The organism is Nocardiopsis yanglingensis (assembly GCF_045809185.1).
GTDB classification, from domain to species: domain Bacteria; phylum Pseudomonadota; class Gammaproteobacteria; order Xanthomonadales; family Xanthomonadaceae; genus Stenotrophomonas; species Stenotrophomonas yanglingensis.
Window position 1 is genome coordinate 112461 of record NZ_JBJNRH010000001.1, and the last position, 24577, is coordinate 137037.

The 24577-nt window shown below is 67.6% G+C and carries 21 protein-coding genes; 9 read left to right on the forward strand and 12 right to left on the reverse strand.

Annotated elements, in window-relative coordinates:
- Positions 1–6: 6 nt before the first annotated feature.
- The 3 genes from ACJ7C5_RS00510 to ACJ7C5_RS00520 all read left to right on the forward strand — a co-directional run bounded on the left by ACJ7C5_RS00510 (position 7) and on the right by ACJ7C5_RS00520 (position 4435).
- Entirely contained in the window at positions 7–2154 is a 2148-nt protein-coding gene (locus ACJ7C5_RS00510) for a TadG family pilus assembly protein (protein WP_412702764.1), read from the forward strand.
- Between the two features lie 99 nt (positions 2155–2253).
- Entirely contained in the window at positions 2254–2967 is a 714-nt protein-coding gene (locus tag ACJ7C5_RS00515; RefSeq protein ID WP_043402505.1) for a DUF2968 domain-containing protein, read from the forward strand.
- 643 nt (positions 2968–3610) lie between these two features.
- The gene (locus ACJ7C5_RS00520) at positions 3611–4435 is read left to right on the forward strand and encodes an alpha/beta fold hydrolase (protein ID WP_412702765.1); all 825 of its coding nucleotides are present in this window, start codon (positions 3611–3613) and stop codon (positions 4433–4435) included.
- A 123-nt stretch (positions 4436–4558) separates the two neighbouring features.
- On the opposite strand, the gene ACJ7C5_RS00525 is transcribed toward ACJ7C5_RS00520, so the two are convergent.
- From ACJ7C5_RS00525 to ACJ7C5_RS00555, 7 genes are all read right to left on the reverse strand, one after another.
- Positions 4559–6208: an MFS transporter gene (locus ACJ7C5_RS00525; protein WP_412702766.1), complete on the reverse strand. Its 1650-nt coding sequence runs from the start codon at positions 6206–6208 to the stop codon at positions 4559–4561.
- A complete protein-coding gene (locus ACJ7C5_RS00530; protein ID WP_412702767.1) occupies positions 6202–7485 on the reverse strand; it encodes an alginate export family protein in 1284 nt (427 codons plus the stop codon). Before ACJ7C5_RS00530 ends, ACJ7C5_RS00525 begins: the two co-directional genes overlap by 7 nt.
- The gene (locus tag ACJ7C5_RS00535) at positions 7464–9434 is read right to left on the reverse strand and encodes an amidohydrolase (protein ID WP_412702768.1); all 1971 of its coding nucleotides are present in this window, start codon (positions 9432–9434) and stop codon (positions 7464–7466) included. Before ACJ7C5_RS00535 ends, ACJ7C5_RS00530 begins: the two co-directional genes overlap by 22 nt.
- Positions 9431–9856, reverse strand: a complete 426-nt coding sequence (locus tag ACJ7C5_RS00540; protein WP_412702769.1) for a DoxX family protein — start codon at positions 9854–9856, stop codon at positions 9431–9433. Before ACJ7C5_RS00540 ends, ACJ7C5_RS00535 begins: the two co-directional genes overlap by 4 nt.
- 2 nt (positions 9857–9858) lie before the next feature.
- Entirely contained in the window at positions 9859–10515 is a 657-nt protein-coding gene (locus ACJ7C5_RS00545; RefSeq protein ID WP_412702770.1) for a hydrolase, read from the reverse strand.
- Positions 10512–10928, reverse strand: a complete 417-nt coding sequence (locus ACJ7C5_RS00550; RefSeq protein ID WP_412702771.1) for a helix-turn-helix transcriptional regulator — start codon at positions 10926–10928, stop codon at positions 10512–10514. Before ACJ7C5_RS00550 ends, ACJ7C5_RS00545 begins: the two co-directional genes overlap by 4 nt.
- A gap of 77 nt (positions 10929–11005) precedes the next feature.
- Positions 11006–11338, reverse strand: a complete 333-nt coding sequence (locus ACJ7C5_RS00555; RefSeq protein WP_412702772.1) for a hypothetical protein — start codon at positions 11336–11338, stop codon at positions 11006–11008.
- Between the two features lie 105 nt (positions 11339–11443).
- Between ACJ7C5_RS00555 and ACJ7C5_RS00560 the strand changes: the two genes are divergently transcribed.
- Positions 11444–14464, forward strand: coding sequence for a sensor histidine kinase (locus ACJ7C5_RS00560; protein WP_412702773.1), 3021 nt, complete (start codon positions 11444–11446; stop codon positions 14462–14464).
- Positions 14457–15110 (forward strand): response regulator, encoded by a 654-nt coding sequence (locus tag ACJ7C5_RS00565; RefSeq protein ID WP_094000831.1) that lies wholly within the window; start codon positions 14457–14459, stop codon positions 15108–15110. Before ACJ7C5_RS00560 ends, ACJ7C5_RS00565 begins: the two co-directional genes overlap by 8 nt.
- Positions 15111–15642: 532 nt before the next feature.
- Here the strand turns inward: ACJ7C5_RS00565 and ACJ7C5_RS00570 are convergent.
- The gene (locus tag ACJ7C5_RS00570; protein WP_412702774.1) at positions 15643–16824 is read right to left on the reverse strand and encodes an MFS transporter; all 1182 of its coding nucleotides are present in this window, start codon (positions 16822–16824) and stop codon (positions 15643–15645) included.
- 93 nt (positions 16825–16917) lie between these two features.
- Between ACJ7C5_RS00570 and ACJ7C5_RS00575 the strand changes: the two genes are divergently transcribed.
- Entirely contained in the window at positions 16918–17847 is a 930-nt protein-coding gene (locus tag ACJ7C5_RS00575; RefSeq protein ID WP_088026292.1) for a LysR family transcriptional regulator, read from the forward strand.
- 98 nt (positions 17848–17945) lie between these two features.
- Here the strand turns inward: ACJ7C5_RS00575 and ACJ7C5_RS00580 are convergent, their stop codons facing one another.
- A complete protein-coding gene (locus ACJ7C5_RS00580) occupies positions 17946–19403 on the reverse strand; it encodes an amidohydrolase family protein (RefSeq protein WP_412702775.1) in 1458 nt (485 codons plus the stop codon).
- Between the two features lie 51 nt (positions 19404–19454).
- Positions 19455–20156 carry an ankyrin repeat domain-containing protein gene (locus ACJ7C5_RS00585; RefSeq protein ID WP_412702776.1) on the reverse strand — a complete coding sequence of 234 codons (702 nt, stop codon included), beginning with the start codon at positions 20154–20156 and terminating at the stop codon, positions 19455–19457.
- Positions 20157–20278: 122 nt separating this feature from the next.
- Here ACJ7C5_RS00585 and ACJ7C5_RS00590 point away from each other — a divergent pair, with 122 nt between their 5' ends.
- Together ACJ7C5_RS00590 and ACJ7C5_RS00595 are read left to right on the forward strand one after the other, a co-directional pair.
- Positions 20279–21160 (forward strand): LysR substrate-binding domain-containing protein, encoded by an 882-nt coding sequence (locus ACJ7C5_RS00590; protein ID WP_412702777.1) that lies wholly within the window; start codon positions 20279–20281, stop codon positions 21158–21160.
- Positions 21161–21291: 131 nt separating this feature from the next.
- A complete protein-coding gene (locus tag ACJ7C5_RS00595; protein WP_412702778.1) occupies positions 21292–21729 on the forward strand; it encodes a DUF3806 domain-containing protein in 438 nt (145 codons plus the stop codon).
- A gap of 115 nt (positions 21730–21844) precedes the next feature.
- On the opposite strand, the gene ACJ7C5_RS00600 is transcribed toward ACJ7C5_RS00595, so the two are convergent.
- Entirely contained in the window at positions 21845–23005 is a 1161-nt protein-coding gene (locus tag ACJ7C5_RS00600) for an amidohydrolase family protein (RefSeq protein ID WP_412702779.1), read from the reverse strand.
- Between the two features lie 183 nt (positions 23006–23188).
- On the opposite strand from ACJ7C5_RS00600, the gene ACJ7C5_RS00605 reads away from it, so the two are divergent.
- Complete coding sequence (locus ACJ7C5_RS00605; RefSeq protein WP_412702780.1) at positions 23189–23830, forward strand: hypothetical protein; 642 nt, start codon at positions 23189–23191, stop codon at positions 23828–23830.
- A gap of 29 nt (positions 23831–23859) precedes the next feature.
- Here the strand turns inward: ACJ7C5_RS00605 and ACJ7C5_RS00610 are convergent, their stop codons facing one another.
- On the reverse strand, positions 23860–24492 hold the full coding sequence (locus ACJ7C5_RS00610; protein WP_412702781.1) for a hypothetical protein: 633 nt from the start codon (positions 24490–24492) through the stop codon (positions 23860–23862).
- Positions 24493–24577: the final 85 nt, after the last annotated feature.

Sequence of the window (24577 nt, forward strand, 5' to 3'; positions counted from 1 at the left end):
TAGGCCATGAAACGCCCACGCCAGTTCAGTTTCAGCCGCCCGCGCGGTGGCATGTCGGTCACCATGATGCTGGTCATGCTGGCATTGCTGGCGATGCTGGGCCTGATCGAGATCGGCTACCTGTTCTGGGCCAAGCGTGACGCGCAGAAAGTCGCCGACCTGGCCGCGCTGGCCGGTGCGCAACGACTGGAGCTGTGTACCTCGGACAACAGCGACAACAGTGCCGCGCGGCAGAGCGCGCTCACCCAGAACAGGTTTGCGGGGAGCCTGCAGATCCGTTGTGGCAACTGGAGCGCCACACGCGCCACTGCGAACCGCTTCATCACCACTGTCGATGCTGCCAACCCGCGCAATGCAGTGCAGGTTGTCGCCGAGCGCAGTGTGCTTCCCTTCTTCGGCCAGAACACCAGCCTGCCGACCGTCAGCGTACAAGCCGTTGCCCGCCGCTCGGAGCCCACAGCGGTGTTCGCGGTGGGCTCGCAGCTGCTGCGCACCAACGGCAACTCGGTGCTGTTGTCGACACTGCGCATGATCGGCCTGGATGTCACCAACGCGACCGTGCTCTCCTATGACGGTCTGGCCCAGGCCAACATCACCCCATCGGGCCTGCTCAAGGCGCTCAACATCCCGGTCACCGCCAATCTCAGCGTGGCCGACTTCAATCGCCTGCTGTCGGTCAACAAGATCTCGCTGGCGCAGCTGGTCGATGCCACCGCCACCGTGGTTGGTCGCGATACCACCGTCGGCGTGCAGCTGCGCGCCCTGTCCGACCTGGTCGCCACCCAGTTGGACATCAACAAGCTCAACATCGTGCTGGGCAGCCAGTCCGGTGGCGGCGGCCTGTTCGCCGAGGTCGTTTCGCCGGATGGCACGGTCGGCAGCGCACTGGAAACCAAGGTCAACGTCCTCAACCTGATCAGCACCGCCATTTCCATCGCCAATGACGGCAACGGCGTGGCGGTCAAGGGATTGGACCTGCTGGGCATCCATATCGAAGCAGGCGTGGTCGAACCGCCGTCCATCGCCATCGGCGGCGTCGGCACGCGTGCGTACAACGCGCAGGTGCGCCTGCTGGTGGACGTGGACAGCAATAATCTGTTCGCACTTGGGCCGCTGCTGAATCTGCTTGGCACACGCCTGCACCTGCCGTTGCATGTCGATGTCGCCAACGCGATGGGCACGCTGACCGGCATCCAGTGCGGCGCCAGTCCACCCAAGGCCACCATCCAGGTCGATTCGTCGGTGCTGCGCGCCTGTGTCGGCAATGTCGACCCGGCGCAACGCTTCTCCAAGAGCAATGTCTGCGACGCCACCCTGAAGAACGAACAGCTGCTGAAGCTGCTCGGACAACCCTTGATCAATGACAAGATCACTCTTCCCGCCCTGACCAGCTCGCAGAACCTGACCCTGGCTGCCGGCGAGACTGCCTCGACCCGGATCAACCCGCTTGCGGTGGGCGACGCGGTGTCGGATCTGGTCAATGAACTGCTGCGCGTGCTGTCGAACATGGTGTCGACCCCACAAGGTGACACCGACGGCAGGCAAACGGCATTGGCATTGGCCAATCAGTACCTGGTTGCAGCCCACCCCGGGGGCGGGCGCTATGACGTGAAGAATGTCATCCCCCTTCTCCGCAACGGTGATCCCAGCCAGAATCTGAATCCCGTGGGCGACTGGGTGATGCACAACGGTGTTCCGGTTCCGAGTGGTCTGGGAACAAAGTGGACCGACGGTTCGGTTTGGGACAGTTATCGTGCGACCGTAACGGGAGAGGGTTTCGGTTTGCTCGACAAACTGCTGAGCATTGTGGTGGGTGGCCTGCTCGTCAATCGATGCGACAGTATTCTCGGCAACCTGCTTCTGGACTACAACAAATGCGTCCGGGAGAACCTTGCGTCATACCTGCAGACCAAGGCCGGAGGTCTGGGCGACCCCAGCTCCGGAGGGGGCGTCACCACTCCTGGCAACGGCGTCTCCTGCAGTGGCCTGCTCTGTACCCTGTTGAATCCTATCCTCGCTGCGCTGAAGCCCGTCCTCAACAGCGTCGGCACCCTGCTGACCAACCTGCTGGCCAGCGTGCTGGGCCTGGAACTGGGCCGCACCGACGTCAATGTGCAGTCGATCCAGTGCAGCGCGGCGCAGCTGGTCTACTGACCCGTGACGGGCGCCCTTGGCGGCGCCCGTGCACATGCTAGACTCCCGGCGGGGAACCACCTTCATCTCAACCCACACTCATCCGTGGATGGTCTAGACATGCGAGAAACTTCAGGGGGCGCGGTCTTCGCCCGGCACGCGCGCGGCGCGGCACTGCTGGCCGTGGCCATGATGCTGGTGGCACCGGCGGCGATGGCTGCCCGTGGCGACCGCGAAGCAGCCGCAGAGCCGGCCGCACGTACCGCACCGGTAGTGCGCAATACCGTTGATGAGCTCAAGCAGCTGATGGATGCCCGCCAGTTGACGGAGCTGCGGACCACCTACAACGGCAACTACGGCGCCAGCCTGCTGTTCAATGCCAACACCCTGACCTACTACGTCGCCCTGTTCCAGGAGAAGAACTTCTGGCGGGTGATCAAGACCGACGCCGTCGACAACGCCGAACGTGTCTACCGCACTTTCGCGCAGCAGTCCGAGCAGTTGGCCCAGGTCTACATCGACACCACCCGCCTGGAAGCCGGCAAGCGCTATACCGAGCGCCTGGTGGCCTACAACGAGGAACGCCTGCGCACCCTGCAGCAGGAAATGGAACAGCAGCAGGCACAGTCGGCCCAGGTCAGCGCTGCCCTGCAGCAGGCCCAGCAGCAGGCGGTCAGCCTGAGCAGCGACGTGCAGAGCACCAACAGCCAGCTGGATTCCCTGCAGCGTCGCATCCAGATCCTGCAGGCCGAACAGGGCAACCCGGAGCTGAGCCTGCCCAAGCCGGACAGCGTGCCCTCGCCGGCACCGGCGGCTGCCAGCGACGGTCGCTGAGGTCCAAGCACCTGGCATTTGCAGACAACGGCGCCCTTGGGTGCCGTTGTCGCTTCTGGCACTCCTGGATTCAGCGGCACGCGTCGTACACCGCGTCATCCAGCTGCCGCCGCTGTACGAAGTCAAGGCGCTTGGTCTTGGCGAGCACCTTCCCGCGTTGCTGCCGCGCACGCTCACAGGCGGTGGGATCCGTGCTGATGGGTATCAGCGCCCCCCGCGCACGCCCCTGCTGCACCACACGCGGACGGCTTGGAGTTGGACTCGCCGCCCTGGCCCCCGTCGCACCTGTTGAGGGCGGCTCCGCCGGCACCTCCCAGCGCCATTCCGCACGCCCCTGGCACGGCGTCTGCTGATAGACCGGAAGCGGCCCGTCCACGCATTTGTAGACGTTGGTCTGAGCATGCGCCCCCGTGGCCAGTAGCAGGCACCACAACAAGCTCCAACACACCTTCGACATTGCAGGCTCCTCCACAGGGCTGCCGCCATCCTCGATGCGGGAACGGCTTCGTGCCAGAGCGATACGCGTCACATCCGTTGTAATCCAGCACAGCTGTGCAAGTCGCCGGTCTGGCGCTGCGCTGTACTGCCGGAGGCACCGGCACAACTGTCTGTGCCTTCCCTCCCTTCCGCCAAGGAACCTGCAATGAGCAACTTCGTCACCGTCGCCGACGGCGCCCGCATCTTCTACAAGGATTGGGGTACCGGCCAGCCGATCGTGTTCGCCCACGGCTGGCCGCTGTCGTCCGATGCCTGGGACCCGCAGATGCTGTTCATGGGCCAGAACGGCTTCCGCGTGATCGCTCACGACCGTCGCAGCCATGGCCGCTCCAGCCAGACCTGGGACGGCAACAACATGGACACCTACGCAGATGACCTCGCTGCAGTCATCGAAGCACTGGACCTGAAGGACGCGATCCTGGTCGGCCATTCCACCGGCGGTGGCGAAGTGGCCCACTACATCGGCCGCCACGGCAGCAAGCGCGTGTCCAAGGTGGTGCTGGTCGGCGCCGTGCCGCCGCTGATGCTGAAGACCGCTGCCAACCCGGCCGGTACTCCGCTGGAGGTCTTCGACGGCATCCGCAAGGGCACCGGCGGCGACCGCTCGCAGTTCTTCAAGGACCTGGCCACCCCGTTCTTCGGCGCCAACCGCGATGGCAACACGGTCACCCAGGGCATGCGTGATTCGTTCTGGCTGCAGGGCATGCTCGGTGGCGTCAAGGGTCAGTACGATTGCGTGCACGAGTTCTCGGAAGTGGACTACACCGAGGACCTGAAGAAGATCGACGTGCCGGCGCTGGTCGTGCACGGTGATGACGACCAGATCGTGCCGTTCGATGCTTCGGCCAAACTGTCCTCGCAGATCATCAAGGACGCCGAGCTGAAGGTGTACCCCGGTGCCCCGCACGGCCTGACCCTCACCCACGCCGACCAGTTCAACGCCGACCTGCTGGCCTTTGCACGCAAATGATGTCTCGCGGCGGCGCCGTAATGGTGCCGCCGCCCCTTCGGTAGTGCCGGCCGCTGGCCGGCAATCCGATCATCCATCGCGATCCAGCGCAGCCGGCCAGCGGCCGGCTCTACCACGAGAACATCAGATATCGCTGTGGTGGTGCGGGACGCCGGTCTTCGGCAATGGATCATGGCCGCCCACGAAATGACGCACCACCGGCGCACGTTCGCCACGATGCAGCCCGCGCAGCACTTCCTGGATTGCCTTGTCATCGGCAGTGATGCGTTCATGCTGGCGCAGGTGCTCCAGCCACGACGGGGTCACGAAATACTCCAGGTGGATGCCCGGGCTGGCCACATCCTCCACCACACCCCAGACCACCGCGCCATCGCGGCGACGGATCGTGCCCAGTGCGCGCATCTGCGCCTGGAACGCGGCGCGATCAGCGTCGTCAATGCGGTACTCGATGGTCACCAGCACCGGGCCGCGATCGTTGGATACCGGCACCGACAGTTCCGGTGCCGGCCAGTGTCCCGCCGGGCGCAGGTTCAGGTCTTCAGTACCGGCAATGCGCACGCGCCACACCAGCAATCCGCCGATCACCGCACCTGCGGCAGCCACCAGCAAGGCCAGTTCCGGCGAGGTGCGCTGTGCCAGCGCGCCCCAGCTCAGGCCGCCAGCGGCCATGCCGGCAGAGAACACCATGATGTACAACGCCAGTGCACGCGCACGTACCCACGCCGGCACCGCGGTCTGCGCGGCGATCTGCAGCGACGACAGCACGGTGATCCAGGCAAAGCCATTGATCAGCATTACCAGCGGTAGCACGTACCAGCTGCGGGTCAGCGCCAGACCGACCAGGCTCAGGGCCAGCGACAGGGTGGCCAGCAGCACCAGCAGGTCACGATCCATCTGCGCACGCAGCTTCGGCAGCAACAGCGCACCGCCCACCGCGCCGATACCGATGCAGCCCAACAGAATGCCGTACTGCCCTGCCCCGCCGTGCATCTGCCCGCGTACCACCACCGGCAACATTGCGTTCATCGCTGCAGCGAAGAAGAAGAAGCCGACCGACTTGATCAGCACCGCCTGCAACCGCCCGGCGCGGCTGGCATAGCGCAGGCCCGCCTTCAGGCCAGCACCGAACCCTTCCGGCGGCAGGCTGGACTGCTTCGGGTCGCGCTTCCAGCCCCACACCACGAACAGCATCGCGGCAAAGGTGATGGCGTTGAAGCCGAACGCCCAGACGGCGCCCAGCTGGGCGACGATCACGCCACCGATGGCCGGGCCGATCGAGCGTGCGATGTTGATGCCGATCGAGTTCAGCGCCACTGCTGAAGCCAGCATCGGCTGCGGCACCAGTTCGGACACGATCGCAGCCTGTGCCGGCATCGCCATCGCCGCACCGCAGCCCATGCAGAAGGTCAGCAGCACCAGCAGTTGCGGGGTCAGCATGTCCATCGCGGTCAACGCCGCCATCACCGCGGCGACCAGCAGCATCCAGCCCTGGGTGGCCAGCAGGTACCTGCGGCGGTCGACGATGTCGGCCAGGGTGCCAGCGGCCAGCGCCAGCAGCACGATCGGCACCGTGGTGGCCGACTGCACCAGCGCCACCATCAATGGTGAGCCGGTACGCTCGGCCATCACCCAGGCAGCGGCCACATCATTGACCCAGGTGCCGATGTTGCTGGCCAGGATCGCCAGCCAGATCGAGCGGAACATCTGGATCTTCAGCGGGGACCAGGCGCCTGCGGCCTGTGCGGAAGGTTGCGATGCGGTTGCGTTCACCATTGCCATGCTCCAACGATCGAGGCGAACAACGTGTCCTGGCCTCCGGCCTGCTTCAGCGCAGGACCGGCGTCGACCCAGGCCAGCTGCAGCTGCCATTGCCAGTGTTCGCTGGCCTGCCAGCGGGTTTCGGATTTGTACTGATTACCGATGCGGCGCGCGCCACCGGCGCTGCCTGGCAACGCCACCAGCGGTGCCGGCGTGGTGTAGACCGCATCGGCGCGGCGATGCTTCCAGGCCATCTGTACGCCCAGTTCCGTCGTCACCGCGTCGTGCAGGCGCAGGGTCAGGGTCGGCTGGACGTCCATCAGGTTGGCCGGGGCCAGCAGGCTGGCCTCGCTGAAATAGGCCGACTTCGGGAACAAGGCGTTGAAGGTTCCCAGGCGGCCGTCATGCAGGTTGGCATCGCCACTGGCGATGTCGGCCTTCAGGCCCAGCCGCGGTTGCAGCGGAAGATCCCGCCAGCGCCAACCGGTATCGGTGGCGAGCGTCCATGCGCGGATGTCGAGCGTACCGACGGTCGTTCGCAGTTCACCACCCTGCGCCACCAGCTCGCTGTTCCAGTCCAGTGCACCGGCCTGGCCAAACCAGCGCGCGCCCAGTGTCTGCCGACGTTCGGTGCCGGTGCCAGCGGCGAAGCGCGCGCCGTCGCGGCGATAGTCCAGCAGGTACAGATCCCACTGGCCCGCGCCCTGCCCGCGTGTCGTGGTGGCATAGGCACCCCACAGGTGAGCACCGTGTTCGCCACGATCATCGAAGGCACCCGGTCGGTTCTCCACCGGACGCAGCGCCATCAGATCAAGCGTGCCGAGGCGGCCCTTCCAACCCACACGCGCACCGTCGAAGGCCAGGCGGATGTTCGGCCCATCGCGCACCGACAACAGGCGCGAGCTGCCATAACCGGCCTCCTGCCGGCCGAGTTGCAGGTGGACGCCCCCTCGCTGCCAGCGCCAGTACGCCTGCTGCACATCCAGCGCGCTGCGGTCGGTGCGGCCCGGGCTGCCGGCTTTGCCATTCTCAGCATGCACGCCCAGCTGCAGCTTTGCCTGCCAGGTCTCTTCCACATAGGTGGCCGAAGCCAGCGCGCGCAGCAGGCCATAGCCATCCTCTGCGCCGCCAATCCCGAACCGGGTCGGGTCGTAGTACAGGCCGCGCACGCGCAGTGACGCATCCCATTGCAGTTGGCCATTGCCCACTTCGCTGCAACGGCCACCGTCGCAGGCCTGTGCAAGCGAGGGTGCGGCCAGCAGCGCCAGGCTCAGAACGCGAAGCACGAGCATCCCATCGCGCCCCAGAAGGCGGTCAGGTCATCGGTGGGCGCCGCATGTTGCGCGGCATGACCATGAGCACCATGCGTACTGCAGGCCACACCATGATGGTGGCGATGCGCGGCAGCCAACCCGGTGGCGGCGCCGCCGACGTGGTAGCCACCGAACCTGTTGACCGGCGACCAGTTGGGCATCGCCGGCGGCAGCTGCGGCGCCAGCCCGGCGTAATCAGCATCGGCATGCACGATGCGCCCGCCAACCACGGTCAACACGCTGGTGATGTCGGCGATCTGCGCATCATCCACGCGGAAGAAATCGGCCGAAAGCAGGATGAAGTCGGCCAGCTGGCCGGCCTTCAGCGTGCCCTTCACCGCTTCGTCGCCGGAGAACCAGGCACTGCCCTGGGTCCACAGGCGCAGCGCCTGCTCGCGTTCGAGCAGGTTCTCATCGCCATACAGGGCCAGCCCGCCCACGGTGCGTCCGGTCACCAGCCAGGACAGCGCCACCCAAGGGTTGTAGCTGGCCACCCGGGTGGCGTCGGTTCCCGCGCCGACCGGTACGCCTTCAGCCAGCATCCGCTTCACCGGCGGCGTATGCCGCGCCGCCTGCACGCCGTAACGCTCGACGAAGGCCTCGCCCTGGTAAGCCATGCGGTGCTGCACGGCGATGCCGCCGCCCAGCGCACGGATGCGCTCGATGTTGCGCGGGGTAATGGTTTCGGCGTGATCGATGAACCAGTGCAGGCCATCGAACGGCACCTCGCGGTTGACCTGTTCGTACACATCGAGGATGCGGGTGATGCTCTCGTCGTACGTCGCATGGATGCGGAACGGCCAACGCTTCTCGACCAGCAGCTTCACTACATCGTGCAGTTCCGGTTCCAGCTCCGGCGGCAGTTCCGGGCGCGGCTCGTTGAACAGCTCGAAGTCGGCGGCGGAGAACACCAGCATCTCGCCGGCACCGTTGTGGCGCAGCAGGTCATCGCCCTGTCGCGGCTGCAGCATCTCGCTCCAGCCGCGGAAATCATCCACTTCCTTGCCCTTGTTCTGGGTGAACAGGTTGTAGGCGATGCGCACGGTCAGCTGGTCATCACGATGCAGCTGCTCGATGACCTGGTAGTCCTCGGGATAGTTCTGGAAACCGCCGCCGGCGTCGATCACCGAGGTGATGCCGAGCCGGTTCAGTTCGCGCATGAAGTGGCGCGTCGAATTGGCCTGGTACTCGATCGGCAGGCGTGGCCCCTTGGCCAGCGTCGCGTACAGGATCAGCGCGTTGGGCTTGGCCAGCAGCAGCCCGGTCGGGTTGCCGAGCGAATCACGCACGATCTGCCCGCCCGGCGGATCCGGCGTGTCCTTGGTATAGCCGCAGGCGCGCAACGCGGCGCGGTTGAGCAGCGCACGGTCGTACAGGTGCAGCAGGAATACCGGCGTATCCGGCGCGATGTCGTTGAGTTCCTGCAGGGTCGGCAGGCGCTTCTCGTTGAACTGGGTGGCGGTGAAGCCACCGACCACGCGCACCCACTGCGGTGCAGGCGTGCGGTCGACCTGCGCCTTCAGCATGTCCAAGGCATCGCCCAGCGAACGCAGGCCATCCCAGCGCAGTTCCAGGTTGTAGTTCAGGCCACCACGTATCAGGTGGGTATGGCTGTCGTTGAGGCCAGGCAGCAGGCGCCGGCCCTGGGCGTCGATCAGGGTCGCTTCATTGCCCCAGCCACGCATGATCTCCTCGTCGCTGCCGACGGCAACGATGCGCCCTTCCTGCACGGCCAGCGCCTGTGCATGCGGCTGCAGTGGGTCAAGGGTGGTGATGCGGGCATTGCGGATGACCAGCGTGCTCATGCGACGCTCCTTGGAAGTGGAATCGAGTGCGGCACCGGCACGACCGGCCAGGCCCAGCGCCACCGCGGCGCTGCCGGCCAGCACCACGTTGCGGCGGCCGTGATCGAGTGGATCGTGACTCATGCGAGGTCTCCCGGAAGGCGTTGGCCGTCCAGTGCCCAGGCGCCGGGCCCGGTCAGCGCGAGGGCCAGCAGTACCGTGGTCCACATCAACGGGTACTCGCTGCCGCCGCGCATCCAGAACCAGCCCTTGGGCAGGGCCAACAGTACGGTGAAGCCGATGAAGGCCGCCGCTGCAAGCGCGCCGACGCGGGTCTGCCAGCCCAGCAGCACGGCCAGCCCGGACAGCACCTGCAGCAGGGCCAGCAGCAGCGGCAGCGGTGCCACCGCTGGCAGGCCGAAGCCGCGCAGTTCGGTGGCGAAGCCGGCCAGCCCGGGGCCACCGAACCAACCGAACAGCTTGCCCAGCGCGTGTGGCAGCAGGAAGCCTCCTGCCGCCACGCGCAGCATCAACAGGGCCAGGTCGAGGCCATGGCCAGCCAGCATGCTCAGTGCCCGCCTTCCTGCGCGCCGAACATGCGCTTGGCGTACTGGATGCCGATGCCATAGCCACCGGCGTGGTCGCGGGCGATGCCGGTGGTCAGGTCGTAGGTCTCACCACGCGCCCAGTCACGCTGCAGCTCCAACAGGTACTGCACGCTGGTCATCGGCACCGCACCGGCCTGCACCATGCGGGTGATCGCACGCTCGTGTGCTTCTTCGCTGACATCGCCGCAGGCATCGGTGATCACGTAGACCTCGAAGCTCTGCGCCAGCGCCGACAGCGCCGGACCCACGATGCAGACGCTGGTCCACAGCCCGGCAACAACCAGGCGACGCTTGCCGATGCGGTTGATCTCATCGATCACCGGCTGGTCTTCCCAGGTGTTCATCGAGGTGCGGTCGAACACCGTCTGGCCCGGGAAGATCTCCGGCAGTTCCGGGAACATCGGGCCGGAGAACGACGCTTCGGCCACCGTGGTCAGCACGACCGGCACATTGAAGCCCTTGGCGCCCTTGCTGATCAGCGACACGTTGTTGCGCAGCGCGGAGATGTCGATGGTGTGGGTGGCGAACGCCATCTGCGACTGGAAGTCGATCAGCACCAGGGCGTGGTCGGTCGGCGACAGCAGCGCCGGGGCGGGAGTGGCGGTGGCAAGGCTCATGGGTGGACTCCGTTGGAAACACGATCAAGGGGAAGCAACAGGGCCGCATCGCCGGCAACGTACTGGCCTGGGCTGCAGCCGGTCTCGGCGCGGAAGCTGCGGACGAAATGGCTCTGGTCGAAGAAGCCCAGCTGCTGGGCCAGGCGGGACATCGGCAGCTGCGCGCCGGGCAGCAGCTGGCGCGCACGCTCGATGCGGCGGCGGCGCACATAGCGCAGCGGGCTGGCGCCGGTACCGGTCCGGAACAGGCGCACCAGATGGAAGCGGCTGACGCAGGCGGCTGCGGCCAGCTCGGTCACCCGCAGCGGCTGCGACAGGTGCTCATCGACATAGCGCAGGGCGCGCTGCAATGCGGCGGCCTGCTGCGGTGCCAGCGCCACGGCGCGCGGATCGGGCGAAAAGACGGTGGCCATGGGGGACGCCGCGAGGGGGTGCCCCATGGTGCGTGGCCGCCGCACGATGCCCTACCCCCGTCGGTCGAGGCCAGCACCTACCCGAATGGGGGGGGTCGACGGCCGAGCAGGCGGCGCCCGAACAACCGCGCATCCAGTGAATAGGCGCCAGGGCCCAGCGCCAGCAAGGCCAGCGGCAACACCACCAGTGGCCACGGCAGTGCCTGTGCATACAGGCACAGTGTTGCCGGCACTACCGCCAGCGGCGTCAATACGCCCAGCGCGAGCATCGCCACCGCCAGCAGGCACAGCGCCGACAGCCAGCCCGTCTGCGCGCCCGGCGTGCACAGCGCAGCGGCCACGCACAGCCGCAGCCACAGCAGGCCGATGCCCGGACCGCGGTCGGGGAACATCACGAACAGGCGCTGCATGGCCGGGCTCCGCAGGACATGTCGGCGTGATAGCCGACCACAGCACCAGGCGCCTACCCCGATCGGGTCACCCGGGGCTGCCCCGCACCTGCCAGAATGCGCGCCATGCATGGCCGCCCCTTCCCGTTCCTGCGTCGCCTGCCGGCGCTGCTGACGTGCCTGCTGCTGTGGACCGCCCTGCCCGCCCTTGCCGTGCAGCGACCGGCCGTGAGCAGCGGGTTGCCTGGCTACGAGCACACCGCGTGGCGGGTCGGCCAGGGTGCACCCGGTGACATCTGGGACATCACCCAGGACCGGGACGGCCTGTTGTGGCTGGCCACCGGCTCGGGGCTGTACCGCTTCGATGGCCGTCGCTTCGAACGGCAGGCAGCGCCCGTCGGCAGCCAGTTCCCGTCCACCAACATGGTCACGCTGGCGCATGCCGCCGACGGTGCCCTGTGGGTCGGCTACTTCCAGGCCGGCATCAGCCGGTTCGCACAGGGGAGGCTGCACAACTACGGCCGCGAGCAGGGGGTGCCGGTCGGCGTGGTCCCACGCTTCAGCCAGGATCGCCAGGGCCAGCTGTGGGCGGCGATCAATGGTGGGCTGCGCCGCTTTGATGGACAGCGCTGGCAGCCACTTCCTGCCGCAGCCGGCCTGCCCGAGCGCCGTGTGCAGTGGGTGCTGCACGACAGCCGCGGCACTTTCTGGGTACTGGCCGACCTGAAGATCTGGACGCGTGCGGCCGGCCAGACCACGTTCGAGGACACCGGCATCGCCGTCTCGCAGATGGCAACGCTGGCCGAAAGTCCGCAGGGTGAAGTGTGGCTGGCCGACCGCGTGCGCGGCACCTCGCCGCTGGCCAACGCACAGGGCCTGCTGCCGGACAGCGAGCGCGAGGCACGGCGGTTGCCGGAGTTGGTGGCTGCGCGCCTGCAGTTCACTGCCGATGGCGCGCTGTGGGCCACCATGAGCCCGCACGGCGGCGTGGCCCGCATCACCTTCGACGGCAGCCGCGCCGTGCGCATGGAGCGCTTCGATTCACCGCATGGCCTGACCGCCACCTCGGCGGTACCGATCATCGTCGATCGCGAAGGCAATCTCTGGGTCGGCACCAATCTCGGCCTCAACCGCTTCCGCGCACGCAGCGTGCATACCCTGGCGGTGGGCCCCAGTGATCCCTACCGCTCACTGGTACGGGCCAGCGATGGGCATGTGTATGGCTATGGCGAAGACCTCAAGCCTTACGACCTCAGGCGCACCCTGCTCGATGGCAGTGCCACGCAGCTGCAGGCCGCCGCGCGCCAGGCACCCACCCCGATCTGGCAGTTCGACTGGGTCAACCTTGCACGCACCGTGGCCGGCCGCACCACGCGGATTCCGCTGCCTGCGCCCTTCACCGGGCAACCACTGCATGCCCTGCTGTTCCCCGACGACGAGCAGGCCTGGGTCTGCACCGGCGAACGGGGGGTGCTGCACTACCAGCACGACCAGTGGCAACGCGAACGCCGCCTGCCCGAGCAGGCCTGCTCGTCACTGGCGCTGGACGCCCATGGCCAGTTGCTGCTCGGCTATGCAGATGGCCGGCTGCGCCGCATGGGGGCGACGCGCATCGAAACCTTCGACGCCGGCCACGGCCTGTCGGTCGGGCCGATCACGGCGCTACTCGATCATCAGGACCTGCTGCTGGTTGCTGGCGAGGCCGGGTTGGCGGTGCGCCTGGGCAATGGCCGGTTCGTCCAGGTGAACACCGACATGGCCGGCGTCATGGAAGGCATCACCGGCATGGTCGCCGATGCAAAGGGCTATCTCTGGCTCAATGGCAGTCGTGGCCTGGTCCGGCTGGGGAGCGATCAGCTGCGGCGCGCCCTGCGCAGCGGGCAGCCGGTGACGCCGCGCCTGTTCGATGCAGTGGATGGCATGCCGGGCATCGCCCTGCAGAGCGGACCGATCGCCACCGCAGCACTGGCCGACGATGGCCTGTTGTGGCTGGCCACCAACCAGGGCCTGGCCTGGCTGGATACCACGCGCTCGCATATCAACACCATGGCGCCCAGCGTGCGCATCGGCGAAGTGCTGTACGGCAGCGCACACGAACCTCTGCGCGATGGCCTGCGCCTTCCAGCCGGCACCAGCCAGCTGCAGATCGACTACGTGGCGCTGTCGCTGGCGCGCCCGGAGCGCAACCGCTACCGCTATCGCCTGTCCGGGGTCGACGACGGCTGGCAGGATGCCGGCAGCAGCACCCGCGCGTATTACACCAACCTCGCACCGGGCAATTACCGGTTCGAGGTGGAAGCCGCCAACGAAGACGGCATCTGGAGCACCGCGCCGGCCAGCCGCAGCTTCCGCATCGCCCCCACCTTCATGCAGACCGTGTGGTTCAAGCTGCTGTGCGCGGCCGCGATCCTCGCGCTGCTGGTGATGGCGGTGCGCATCCGCAGCGGGCAGCTGGCGGTGCTGTTCCGCGCGCGTCTGCAGGAACGCCATGGCGAACGCGAACGCATTGCCCGCGACCTGCACGACACCCTGCTGCAAGGCAGCCAGGGCCTGATCCTGCGTCTGCACGCGATCAGCCAGTCACCCCAGACCCCGGAGCCGGTACGCGGCCAGCTGGAATCGGCGATGCAACTGGCCGAGCGCAACCTGGCCGAGGGCCGCGAGCGGGTCAATGCCCTGCGTGAGGGACCGTTCGCCGGCCGTGACCTCGCTTCGGCACTGGCCGATGTGCACGCCGAATACGCCGGTCACGGCACCAACCCACTGCGCCTGACCGTGGAAGGTGCGACGCCATCTCTGCAGGCCGACGCGGCTGAAGAGGTGTTCCTGATCGGGCGTGAGGCGATCCGCAACGCGTTGCGTCATGCCAACGCCAGCGCCATCGAAGTAGAACTGTCCTACGGCACGCGGTGTTTCCTGCTGCACGTGCGCGACGATGGCGTCGGCATCGCCGACGAGAATGCCGGCCATGGCCATTGGGGCCTGCAGGGCATGCGGGAGCGCGCGCAGCGCCTCGGTGCGGAACTGCAACTGTGGACCCGCGCCGGGCTGGGGACCGAAGTAGCGCTGGCGGTTCCCGCCCGTCGCCTGTATCACCGCCGCCCATCGCGTTGGCGCTGGCCCTGGAGTAAAGCAAACCATGACTGAATCCCCTGCCCCGATCGGCGTACTGGTGGTCGACGACCACCCGCTGCTGCGTGACGGCCTGGCGGCGCTGCTGGGCGCACAACCCGATCTGCGCCTGCTCGGCGAAGCCGCCGATGGCGAGGAAGCCATCGCCTGCTACCAGCGGCTGCAGCCCGACGTGGTGCTGATGGACCTGCAGATGCCACGGCTGGATGGCGTGGAAGCCATCGTGCGGATCCGCGCGATGGATCCACGTGCACGCATCATCGTGCTGACCACCTACCGTGGTGACGTACGCGCGGTCCGCGCGCTGCAGGCCGGCGCCAGCGCCTATCTGCTGAAGGACATGCTGCGCCATGAGCTGGTCGATACGATCCGCATGGTCGCTGGCGGCCGGCGCGCACCGATTCCCCCGGCGGTGGCGGCGAGCATTGCGGCACATGTCGTCGAGGATCGGCTGTCACCGCGCGAGACCGAGGTGCTGCGGCACGTCGCCAGCGGGCTGTCGAACAAGCGCATCGGCGAGCGCATGCAGATTTCCGAGCAGACGGTGAAGGCCCACATGAAAAGCCTGATGGACAAGCTGGGCGTCGGCGATCGTACGCATGCGGTGACCCAGGCGCTGAGGCGCGGCATCATCAGCCTGGACGACAGCGGTCACGATTAGCGGGTTGTTCGGCAGGGCTTGCGGCCCTGCACCCGCGGTAGTGCCGGCCGCTGGCCGGCAACCTCAACGGCAACAGCAGAAGCGTGCATTCCGTGGGATGGCGGGGCGGTGTCGGAGTGCGGGGACGCCGTAAACCCATCCTTGGGGGCTTGGCCGCGGCATCCATGCCGCGGACACCCCGCACTCCGACACCGCCCCACCTCTGACAGATTCCGATGGCGGTTCGTAGGTGTCGACCTTGGTCGACACGGTAGACCCGCGCGATGCGTGGATGAAAGCTGTCAGATATCGAAATACATCTGGGGTCAGAGCCGTTCCAACACACCGCAGGAAGCTGTCGAAGGCGGGGCGGGTCCGGTTGCGGGGGCGTGAGCGCCATGGATGGCGCGACCGAGCCTCATGGACGGATTCACGGCGTCCCCCGCAACCGGCCCCCCCGCCTACCTACAGGAAACCCGCTGTTTGTGCTGTTGCCGGCCAGCGGCCGGCACTACCGCAGGTGCAGGGCTGCAAGCCCTGCCGAACACCATCCTTACTTCAAACGCAGCAGCAGGCTGCCGCCCGCACACACCACCGCCAGCCAGGCCACGCCGTGCCACCCCCACTGCGCCAGCGCCAGGCTGCCCAGCGCACCGCCGGCGGCCATGCCGATGAACATGCCCGTGAACAGCAACGCATTGAGGCGGCTGCGTGCCGGCGGCACCAGGCCGTAGACCAGCGTCTGGTGCGCCACCAGCGCCGACTGGAAGCCGAAGTCGAACAGCAGCGCACTCACCACCAGCAGCGGTAGCAGCGCAGCGGCCGGCAGCCAGGACTCGGTCAGCAGCAGGCCGAAGCCCAGCAGCGCCACCGCGATCGCCAGCCGCGCCACGGCGTGGCAACCCAAGCGATCGGCGAATCGACCCGCAAACGGCGCGGCCAATGCGCCGGCCGCACCAGCAATGCCGAATGCACCCGCTGCGGCACTACCCAGCCCCAACCGTGCATGCAGCATCAGCGCGAGGGTTGACCAGAACGCGCTGAAGCCCACCGCCAGCAACGACTGGCTGGCCACCGCACGGCGCAGCTGCGGCTGCTCCCGCCACAACGCCAGCAACGAACCCAACAACGCCGGATAGCGCAGCGTGCTGGTCGGTGCGAAGCGCGGCAGCGCACGCGCCATCACCGCTCCCATCGCCGCCACTGATACCGCAGCCAGCACGAACTGCGTGCGCCAACCCCACGCCTCGGCCACTACGCCACTGACCACCCGTGACAACAGGATGCCGAGCAGCAGGCCGGTCATTACCCGACCGACGATCTGGCCGCGCTGTGCATCCGGCGCCAGCACCGCAGCGGCCGGCACGATGTCCTGTGCCAGCGTGGCCATCAGCCCCACCAGCAGGCTGGCCATCAGCAGGCCAGGCAGGTGTCCAGCCATCGCTGCAGCGCCCAATGCCAGCGCCAGCAACGCGGACTTCAACAGGATCAGGTTGCGGCGGTCGAAGCGGTCGCCCAACGGCGCCAGCAGCAGGATGCCAAGTGCATAGCCGAGCTGGGTCAGGGTCGGTACCAGGCCGGCGGCGCGCTCACCGGCGCCGAGGTCCCGGGCGATCAGTCCCAGCATCGGCTGGCTGTAATAGAGCGAAGCGACCGAAAAGCCAGCGCCGGCCGCCATTGCCAGCACCAGCGGGGTGGAGGGTGCGGCGGCGACGGATAGCGAAGGGGTAGACATGGGAGCGTCCGGTGGAAGAAGTGGGCGTATCCTGCCGGTATTCGCCAAACGTCTGTAGTAGGCTGCATTACATATCCTTCATACGTTACACGCATGAATGACTTCGCCACCGGCGCCGATCGCCTGGATCTGCTGCGCACCTTCCTGCGCATCGTCGATGCCGGCAGCCTGTCTGCCGCAGCCGTGCAGCTGGGCACCACCCAGCCGACGGTCAGTCGCCGCCTGCAGGCCTTGGAGCGCCAGCTCGGTCTGCGCCTGCTGCAGCGCTCCACCCACGGCCTGCAGCTGACCGAAGATGGCCTGCGCTGCCAGCGCCATGCGCAACGCGTGGTCGACGAATGGGAGTCGCTGCAGGCCGAACTGCACGGCGAGCCAGAGACACTGCGCGGACGCCTGCGGGTGATGGTGCCGCACGCCTTTGGCCAGGCGCAGCTGCTGCCGACCATGCTCGCGTTCCTCGCCCAGCACCCGCAGCTGAGCCTGGAGTGGATCCTGGAGGATCGGCGCCCGGACTTCATCGCAGAAGGCATCGACTGCGCGGTGCGGGTGGGCCCGGTCGACGAACCACGCATGGTCGCGCTGCCGCTTGCCGAAGTACCGCGCATCGTCGTGGCGGCACCCTCGCTGGTGGACGCCACAACAGTCAGTACGCCGGAACAGGCGCAGGCACTGCCGTGGATCTCACTGGTCACCTACTACCGCGAACGCCTGCTGCTGCATGACGCACAAGGGCGCGCGCATACCCTATCGATCAGCCCGCGCCTGCTCAGCGACAACCTGTTCGTGGTGCAACAGGCCGCATGTGCCGGGCTGGGCGCAGCGGTGGTCTCGGCCTGGCTGGTGGCCGAGGACATCGCACACGGGCGGCTGGTTCAGCTGCTGCCGGACTGGCAGGCACCGGCACTGCCGGTACACGTGGTGTTTCCCGCCGCGCGCCAGCAGCCGCCGCGGCTGCGCGCCTTCATCGATGCGATGAAGGCCGCACTGCCGCAGTTGCACGGAATGCGGCCGGCACCGCGCTAGGTCACCGGCCGCATCATCCACGCCATGCGTGGATTCAGTTCGAGTCCACAGGACAGGATCAGAGCCCTTCCCGGTGGGAAGGGATCCGACCCTGTCGATCATTGCGCCTTCGCAGCCTCGGCATTCCACGCCGCGACCTTGGCCTTGGTGTCGGCCAGCATCTTGTCCAGCGCGGCGCGGTCATACACGTTGCCACGCAGGATCACACTGTCGATTTTTTCGGTGGCGGCAATGTCCTGCAGCGGGTTCGCGGTCAGCAGCACCAGATCGGCGGCCTTGCCCTGCGCGACACCACCGTAGCGGTCCATCTGGCCGAACCAGGCCGGGCCGGAACGGGTTGCGGCCGACAGCGCCTGCGGTGCGCTCAGGCCTTCCTTCACGAACAGCTGCAGTTCCTGGTGCAGGGCGATGCCCGGGAAGTTGAACGAATTGAGGAAGCCTGCGTCCGTGCCGGCGATGATCGTCACCCCCGCCTCCTGCAGCATCGGCAGCACCGCGGCCACCTGGTGGTACTGCGCGTGGCGCGCTTCGATCTGTGCCGGCGTGGCCTTCGCCGCGCGGTCCACACGCCACTGGTAGGTCGCACGCAGGCCCGGGCCGATGTAGGCCAGGTACGGATCGTTGGCGTGGTCATCCTGGTCAAGGAAATCGAGGATGCGGCCACCGTTGAGGGTCGGGGTTACAAATACGCCGCGCCTGGCGAAATCGCGGTAGGCATGCATCGCGGTATAGCGGTCGAAGCTGGCGTCGAGGCGCCAGTTGGCTTCGGCGCGGTCGATGCGGCCGGCTCCAAAGTCGGCGGCGATCTGCGCTTCGTCCTTGCTGCCGGCCTTGAATGCGTAGTCCAGATGCTCGATCGAGGCCAGGCCGGCATCGACCGCCTGCTCCACGGTCAGCGCCATCGGAATGTGACCCGAGGCCTTGAAGCCGGCCTTGCGCGCAGCACTGGCCGAGTACAGGAACAGCTCCGGCTTCAGCGTGCTGTCGGTGATCTTCACGAAATCAACCTTGTCGTGCTGCAGGCGGGCGATCGCCTTGTCGGCGTCGGCCTCGCTGCCCACTTCGATCGTGCCCTTCCAGACCGGCTTGATGCCTTCGATCTTCGCGCCCGAACTGAGCAGTCGTGGGCCGAACAAGGTGCCCTTGGCGATCTCGCCGCGCCACTGCAGCACCTGCTCGGGCAGATCGCCGGAACAGTCACGCACCGTGGTGATGCCATGCGCGATGTACAGCGGCAGCAGTGCCTTGTTCTCTTCGATCAGCGCGGGGCCGCCGCCGAAATGCACATGCATGTCCCACAGGCCCGGAATCAGGTACTTGCCCTTGGCGTCGATCTGGCGGGCCGTACTCCATTGGCTGCGCAGCTGCGCGTCCGGGCCGACGGCCACGATATCCTCGCCACGGATCACCACGCTCTGCCCGGCCAGGGTGCTGGCGTGCTCGACATCGACCACGGTGGCATTGCGGATCAGCAGGTCGGCGCGCTCGGCAGCAGACGCCGACAGCGGCGCCACCGCAAGGAGGATGGCAAGGGACAACGGACGGGAACGGAACATGGACAGCATCCTGATGGGCACGCCCAGCGTGCGGGTGGAAGGGGTTTGCATTCAGCGCACCGCGCCGTGCTGGCGCAGCAGGGTTTCAATTCCGGTATAGCCGCGCTGGCGCGCGTGCGCCAGCGGCGTCACGCCGTCGCCATCGGCCAGCTCCGGGTCGGCACCGGCATCCAGCAGCAGCTCCACGATCTGCACGTGGCGCGCGCCGCCGTCGCCGAGCAGGATGGCCTCCAGCAGCGCGGTCCAGTGCAGGCGGTTGACATGGTCCACAGCGACGCCGGCACGCAGCAGCGTGCGCACGGTGGCGACGTGGCCGCGCTCGGCGGCGGGAATCAAGGCGGTGCCGCCATAGCGGTTGGTGCTGCGCAGGTCAGCGCCGTGCGCCAGCGTCATCGCCAGGATCTCGTCCAGGCCGCGCGCACCGGCATACAGGTAGGCGCTGTCCTGCATGGCGTCCTTGGCATTGACGTCGGCGCCGGCTTCGATCAGTTCACGCGCGGCGTCTACATTGTTGCCATGCGTGGCCAGCAGCAGCGCGGTGCGGCCCTGGCCATCACGCGCCTCCAGCGTGGCGCCATCCTCGATCGCCTGTCGCACCGCATCGGCATCGCCGCGGGTGGCAGCATCGCGCAGGCGGCCATCGACGTCGGCTTTGGACGTGGCGGTGCAGGCCGGAGTGACCATGGCCAGCAGGCACAACAGCAGCACGCGCGCGAACGACGCAGACCAGCCAGGGGAACGATGGACGCGCATGACGGTGTCTCCTCATGGCCGTCGCCACGGAACGCCGTGCGACGGTAGCAACAGCCGGGCATTGCCGGCCCCTGCCCTGCATGGTAGAAGTCGGCCCGGGTATCCAGAAGTGAAATGTTCAAATGCAAGACAGTGCCAAATCGAATAGAACCCTGTTCGAACTGGACCTGCTGCGGGCGCTGGTGATGGTGGCCGACTGCGGCAGCTTCACCACGGCGGCCACGCGCCTGCATTCAACCCAGTCCACGGTCAGCCAGAAGGTGCGCCGGCTGGAGGAACTGGCCGGGCATCGCCTGCTCGAGCGAGGTCACCGCGACGTGCACCCCACCGACGCCGGCCACACCCTGCTCGGCTACGCGCGGCGCATGCTCGACCTGAACGAGGAAATGGCACAGGCGCTGGCCGGTGCGACGGTGGAGACCGCCGTCCGCATCGGTGTGCCCGAGGATTTCGTCAACCCGCAGACCACGCGCATGCTGGCTGCCTTCAGCCGTCGCCACCCACAGGTGAAGCTGGAGATCAGCAGCGGCCTCAGCCGTGACCTGGCGCAGGGCTTCGACCACGGCGAGCTGGACCTGGTGCTGGTCAAGCAACGCCGCAACAGCCGCCAGGCCGTGCACTGCCGGCGCGAGCCGATGCACTGGATCGACAGCCTGCGCAGCAGCTGCCTGCAGCAGGACCCGCTGCCGCTGGTCACCTTCCCGCCACGCGGGCTGTACCGCGACGAGATGATCCACGCCGTGGAGGCGCTGGGCCTGCGCTGGCGCATCGCCTTCACCAGTTCGTCGCTGAGCGGCATCCAGGGTGCCGTGGCCGATGGCATCGGCATCAGCCTGCTGCCGCGCCGCGCGGTCAGCCGCGAACATCGCATCGTCGATGGCGAGCGCGACCTGCCGGTGATCGACAACTACGAGATCGGCCTGCTGCATCGTGCCGACGCCGACGATGCCGTGCGCGCACTGGCCAGCGAGCTGTGGCGCCAGGTGCAGCGCGAACCGGATTGACCGCGGTAGATCCACGTCATGCGCGGATGCCGTTCGCGCATCAAGCATCGAAACTTGGTCAATCCGGCCGCACGGCGGGCAACATCGCCCCTTAGAGTGCCTGTTGTTTCCGTGCCCCACGGCGCCTTGTCATGTCCGACGAAATCCCCGCCCGCTTCGATCCCCTGCCCGCTGCACTGCAGACGCATCTGCAGCACCAGCGCTCGCTGATCGCCGCGCGCGTGGCCGCCGGCTTTCCCACCCTGCCGGTGCAATGGCCGCTGGCGGCCACCACGCTGCAGCGCGTGGTCGATGCCGAGCTGATCGGCCGTGATGACTGCGATGGCTGGGAAGCACTGGGCGTGGCGTTCGGTGACACCCTGGCCCAGCGCGTGCCGGGCCTGGCCTGGATGCAGGTTACCGATGCCTGGGGCATCGACGCGGTGCTGCGCTATGCCGACAGCAGCCTGCAGATCGGCGCCAGCACGCTGCTGCTCAAGCGCGTCGAGCAGGGCGAGATCATCGACATCGCCCACCTGCTGGCGTGGCTTGAGGAATTCGTCGCCACCCGTGCCGACGATTACGTCTGAAAGGCCGCCGAGCATGGCTCGGCGCAACCGGAACTGGCGTGGCGTCGTGGGTAGATCCACGCCATGCGTGGATGGAACCACCGCGCGGCCACATTCATCCACGCATGGCCTGGATCTACAGCCAACGGCCATCAACTACCACGCGTCGCTCCACCGGCACTGCGGCCACAGCGGCCGGGCCGTGGTCGGCACGCACCGCCACGAAAGTGGCCGGATGCCCTTCCACAAGACCGTACTGCAGCAGCCCGATCACCTGCGCGGCATGGGTGGTCACCATGTCCAGCGCCAGCATCAGGTCGGCATCGGTGTAGAAGCCGGATCGGTAGCCCAGCAGCATCGCGCGCTGCAGCAGATCGCCGTTGCCATACGGCCACCAGCAGTCACGGATGTTGTCGTTGCCCGCGAACACGCGCACACCGGCATCATGCAGCGCGCGCAGCGGCGGGAATGGATGATCGCCCGGCGCGTTGCTCATGATCGCCACACCCGCCGTGGCCAATGCCTCGCCCACCTGCAGCGCGCGCGCCAGCGGCACGTCGCCCAGCGCATAGGCATGGCTGACCGCAACACGCCCCTGCAGGCCGGCGGCCCGGGTACGCGCAGCGATGCGCAGCAACTGCGCCAGGCCGGTTTCGCCGGGCTCATGCAGATGGATGTCCAGCTGCACGCCGTAGCGCTCGGCCAAGCCGAACAGCAGCGCCAGCTGGCCTTCGGCATCACCGTCGAGCGTGGTGGGGTCGATGCCGCCGAGCACTTCCACGCCCGCAGCAAGGGCCTGCTCCAGTACGGCGGCAGTACCCGGGCAGGACATCACCCCGGCCTGCGGGAACGCCACCAGCTGGATGCGCATGATGTCGGCACAGCGCAATGCGGCCTCGCGTACCGCCTCCAGGTGGCGCAGGCCGGTGCTGCCATCGATATCGACATGGCAGCGCATTGCCACTGTGCCGAAGCCGCTGCATTGGCGGATCAGCGCCTCGGCGCGATCGACCATCGGCGCCGCAGCCGCCACTGCCGCCTTTTCCACCGCCAGCCGCTCACGCAGGCTGTTCACCGGCTGATGCGGGTGCCAACGGTCGCCAACGAAGCTTTTGTCGAGGTGGATGTGGCCGTCGACCAGCCCGGGCAGCACCGCGAAGCCCTGCAGGTCGACGCATTCCGCCCCGCCGGCCGGCGCGGCCTCGCCATTGAGCCCACTGATGCGGCCATCACGGATATGGAAATGCAGTGGCGCGCCGTCGCGGTCGACACCGCCATGGACGAACTGGAGGGTCATCGGGAACTCCCGGAAAGCCAAGAATGGCGCCATCGTGCGCCTCGACACAGCCATCGGCCAACGAAATATCTGGATGGCATACATTCACCAGAACGATGACTCCCCCTGCGACAACCGGTCGCAGCCACGCCGTGCACACCCCTGAACGGGTAACATGGGCGCCTGTTTCCGCTGTGATGCCGCATGGGCCCGTCCGACCGCCACGATCGTCTCCGCCGCTGGCAGGCCGCGTCCCTGCTTGCCGCCGCCCCGATCGCCAGCCTGTCCGCCACTGATGCAGCGGCCGCCGCGCCGTTGCAGTCGCCGCCGGGCCAGCAGCGGATCGCCCCGGCTGCGCTGGTCGAGCGCCTGCACCAGCGCGTGCTGTCCGGGCAGAGCGCGACCGCGACTCTGGAGCACTGGTGTGCCGAACACGGCCTGGCCGAGCAGGCACGGGTGCGCGCGGTGCGCGTACACGGCCAGGACAAGCCGGCCCCCGCCGACGTGCTGCAGGCACTGGGCGCAAAGCCGGGCATCGACCTGCGCTATCGCCGCGTGCAGCTGGTCTGTGGCAGCCGCGTGCTGTCCGAGGCGGACAACTGGTACCTGCCCGGCCACCTCAGCCCGGCCATGAACCAGGTGCTGGACAGCACCGATGAACCGTTCGGTCGCGTGGTCGGCCCGCTCGGTTTCCAGCGCCAGACCCTGGCTGACCAGACGTTCTGGCCGCCGCGGGGCGAAGGCGATCACGGCGTGATCCTGGAGGTGCGCGCCCTGTTGCGCGACCGCCAGCAGCAACCTTTCAGCTACGTCATCGAGTCGTACCTGCAGCAGGCGCTTCCGTAACGCGCCGTGGCGCCGGGCATCCGCCGGCGCTACGGGCCCGTGATGGCGTTGGCTGCAGGATCCATCGAGAACACGAAGCGTCCACCACGCTGGTCCCTGCCCCATGTCATCGGCGCCGTGGTCAGACTGTAGACCGGGGCCGCCTTGTCCATGCCGATCGCCTCGGACCAGGCACTGAAATCCTCATCGGTACGGCTTCGGATCTCGCCGACACACAGGCTGTAGCCACAGGCGAAAGACACCAGCGTGCCGTCGCTGCCGATGAGCCGGGTCGCGGCCGTCCTGTAGAGCCGGGTCAGGTCCTGCACTTCCGGGTGGCCGGCCGCATCGCGCTCAAACTGGCTGATCGCCTGCGCGAAAGCCTTGTCGGAACCCAGCAGCGCCTCGCTCTTCTGCACGGACACCGCACCCTCGCTCAGCAGCATGCGCTCACCCTCGAGGAAGTGCCCCTCCGATTGCGCGAGCCCAGCGGCAGCCGTCGTGGCACTCGACGCGGTTGCCGCGCGCGATGGCCCAGCGTGCTCCGCTGGCTGCACGTGAGACTGCGCAGGCGCGGCATTGGTCACCTCCGCGGCATCATCCACCTTGGCCGCCTGCTTGCCACTGCAACCCGCAATGGCCACCACTGCAATCAGACCCCACACCCTGACATCCATGCGCATCATCCTCCATGTATCGCCACAGCATGCCACGCGCGCAGCGGCAACACGGGTGCACTGCACAAAGAAAAGCCCGGCAATGCCGGGC

Coding starts and splice junctions, on each gene's coding strand:
- ACJ7C5_RS00580 (WP_412702775.1), bottom strand. CDS start 19,403: ATGTTCCGTTCCCGTCCGTTGTCCCTTGCCATCCTCCTTGCGGTGGCG.
- ACJ7C5_RS00605 (WP_412702780.1), top strand. CDS start 23,189: ATGGGCCCGTCCGACCGCCACGATCGTCTCCGCCGCTGGCAGGCCGCG.
- ACJ7C5_RS00570 (WP_412702774.1), bottom strand. CDS start 16,824: ATGTCTACCCCTTCGCTATCCGTCGCCGCCGCACCCTCCACCCCGCTG.
- ACJ7C5_RS00520 (WP_412702765.1), top strand. CDS start 3,611: ATGAGCAACTTCGTCACCGTCGCCGACGGCGCCCGCATCTTCTACAAG.
- ACJ7C5_RS00600 (WP_412702779.1), bottom strand. CDS start 23,005: ATGACCCTCCAGTTCGTCCATGGCGGTGTCGACCGCGACGGCGCGCCA.
- ACJ7C5_RS00525 (WP_412702766.1), bottom strand. CDS start 6,208: ATGGTGAACGCAACCGCATCGCAACCTTCCGCACAGGCCGCAGGCGCC.
- ACJ7C5_RS00595 (WP_412702778.1), top strand. CDS start 21,292: ATGTCCGACGAAATCCCCGCCCGCTTCGATCCCCTGCCCGCTGCACTG.
- ACJ7C5_RS00510 (WP_412702764.1), top strand. CDS start 7: ATGAAACGCCCACGCCAGTTCAGTTTCAGCCGCCCGCGCGGTGGCATG.
- ACJ7C5_RS00565 (WP_094000831.1), top strand. CDS start 14,457: ATGACTGAATCCCCTGCCCCGATCGGCGTACTGGTGGTCGACGACCAC.
- ACJ7C5_RS00550 (WP_412702771.1), bottom strand. CDS start 10,928: ATGGCCACCGTCTTTTCGCCCGATCCGCGCGCCGTGGCGCTGGCACCG.
- ACJ7C5_RS00585 (WP_412702776.1), bottom strand. CDS start 20,156: ATGCGCGTCCATCGTTCCCCTGGCTGGTCTGCGTCGTTCGCGCGCGTG.
- ACJ7C5_RS00540 (WP_412702769.1), bottom strand. CDS start 9,856: ATGCTGGCTGGCCATGGCCTCGACCTGGCCCTGTTGATGCTGCGCGTG.
- ACJ7C5_RS00530 (WP_412702767.1), bottom strand. CDS start 7,485: ATGCTCGTGCTTCGCGTTCTGAGCCTGGCGCTGCTGGCCGCACCCTCG.
- ACJ7C5_RS00515 (WP_043402505.1), top strand. CDS start 2,254: ATGCGAGAAACTTCAGGGGGCGCGGTCTTCGCCCGGCACGCGCGCGGC.
- ACJ7C5_RS00560 (WP_412702773.1), top strand. CDS start 11,444: ATGCATGGCCGCCCCTTCCCGTTCCTGCGTCGCCTGCCGGCGCTGCTG.
- ACJ7C5_RS00535 (WP_412702768.1), bottom strand. CDS start 9,434: ATGAGTCACGATCCACTCGATCACGGCCGCCGCAACGTGGTGCTGGCC.
- ACJ7C5_RS00575 (WP_088026292.1), top strand. CDS start 16,918: ATGAATGACTTCGCCACCGGCGCCGATCGCCTGGATCTGCTGCGCACC.
- ACJ7C5_RS00590 (WP_412702777.1), top strand. CDS start 20,279: ATGCAAGACAGTGCCAAATCGAATAGAACCCTGTTCGAACTGGACCTG.
- ACJ7C5_RS00610 (WP_412702781.1), bottom strand. CDS start 24,492: ATGCGCATGGATGTCAGGGTGTGGGGTCTGATTGCAGTGGTGGCCATT.
- ACJ7C5_RS00545 (WP_412702770.1), bottom strand. CDS start 10,515: ATGAGCCTTGCCACCGCCACTCCCGCCCCGGCGCTGCTGTCGCCGACC.
- ACJ7C5_RS00555 (WP_412702772.1), bottom strand. CDS start 11,338: ATGCAGCGCCTGTTCGTGATGTTCCCCGACCGCGGTCCGGGCATCGGC.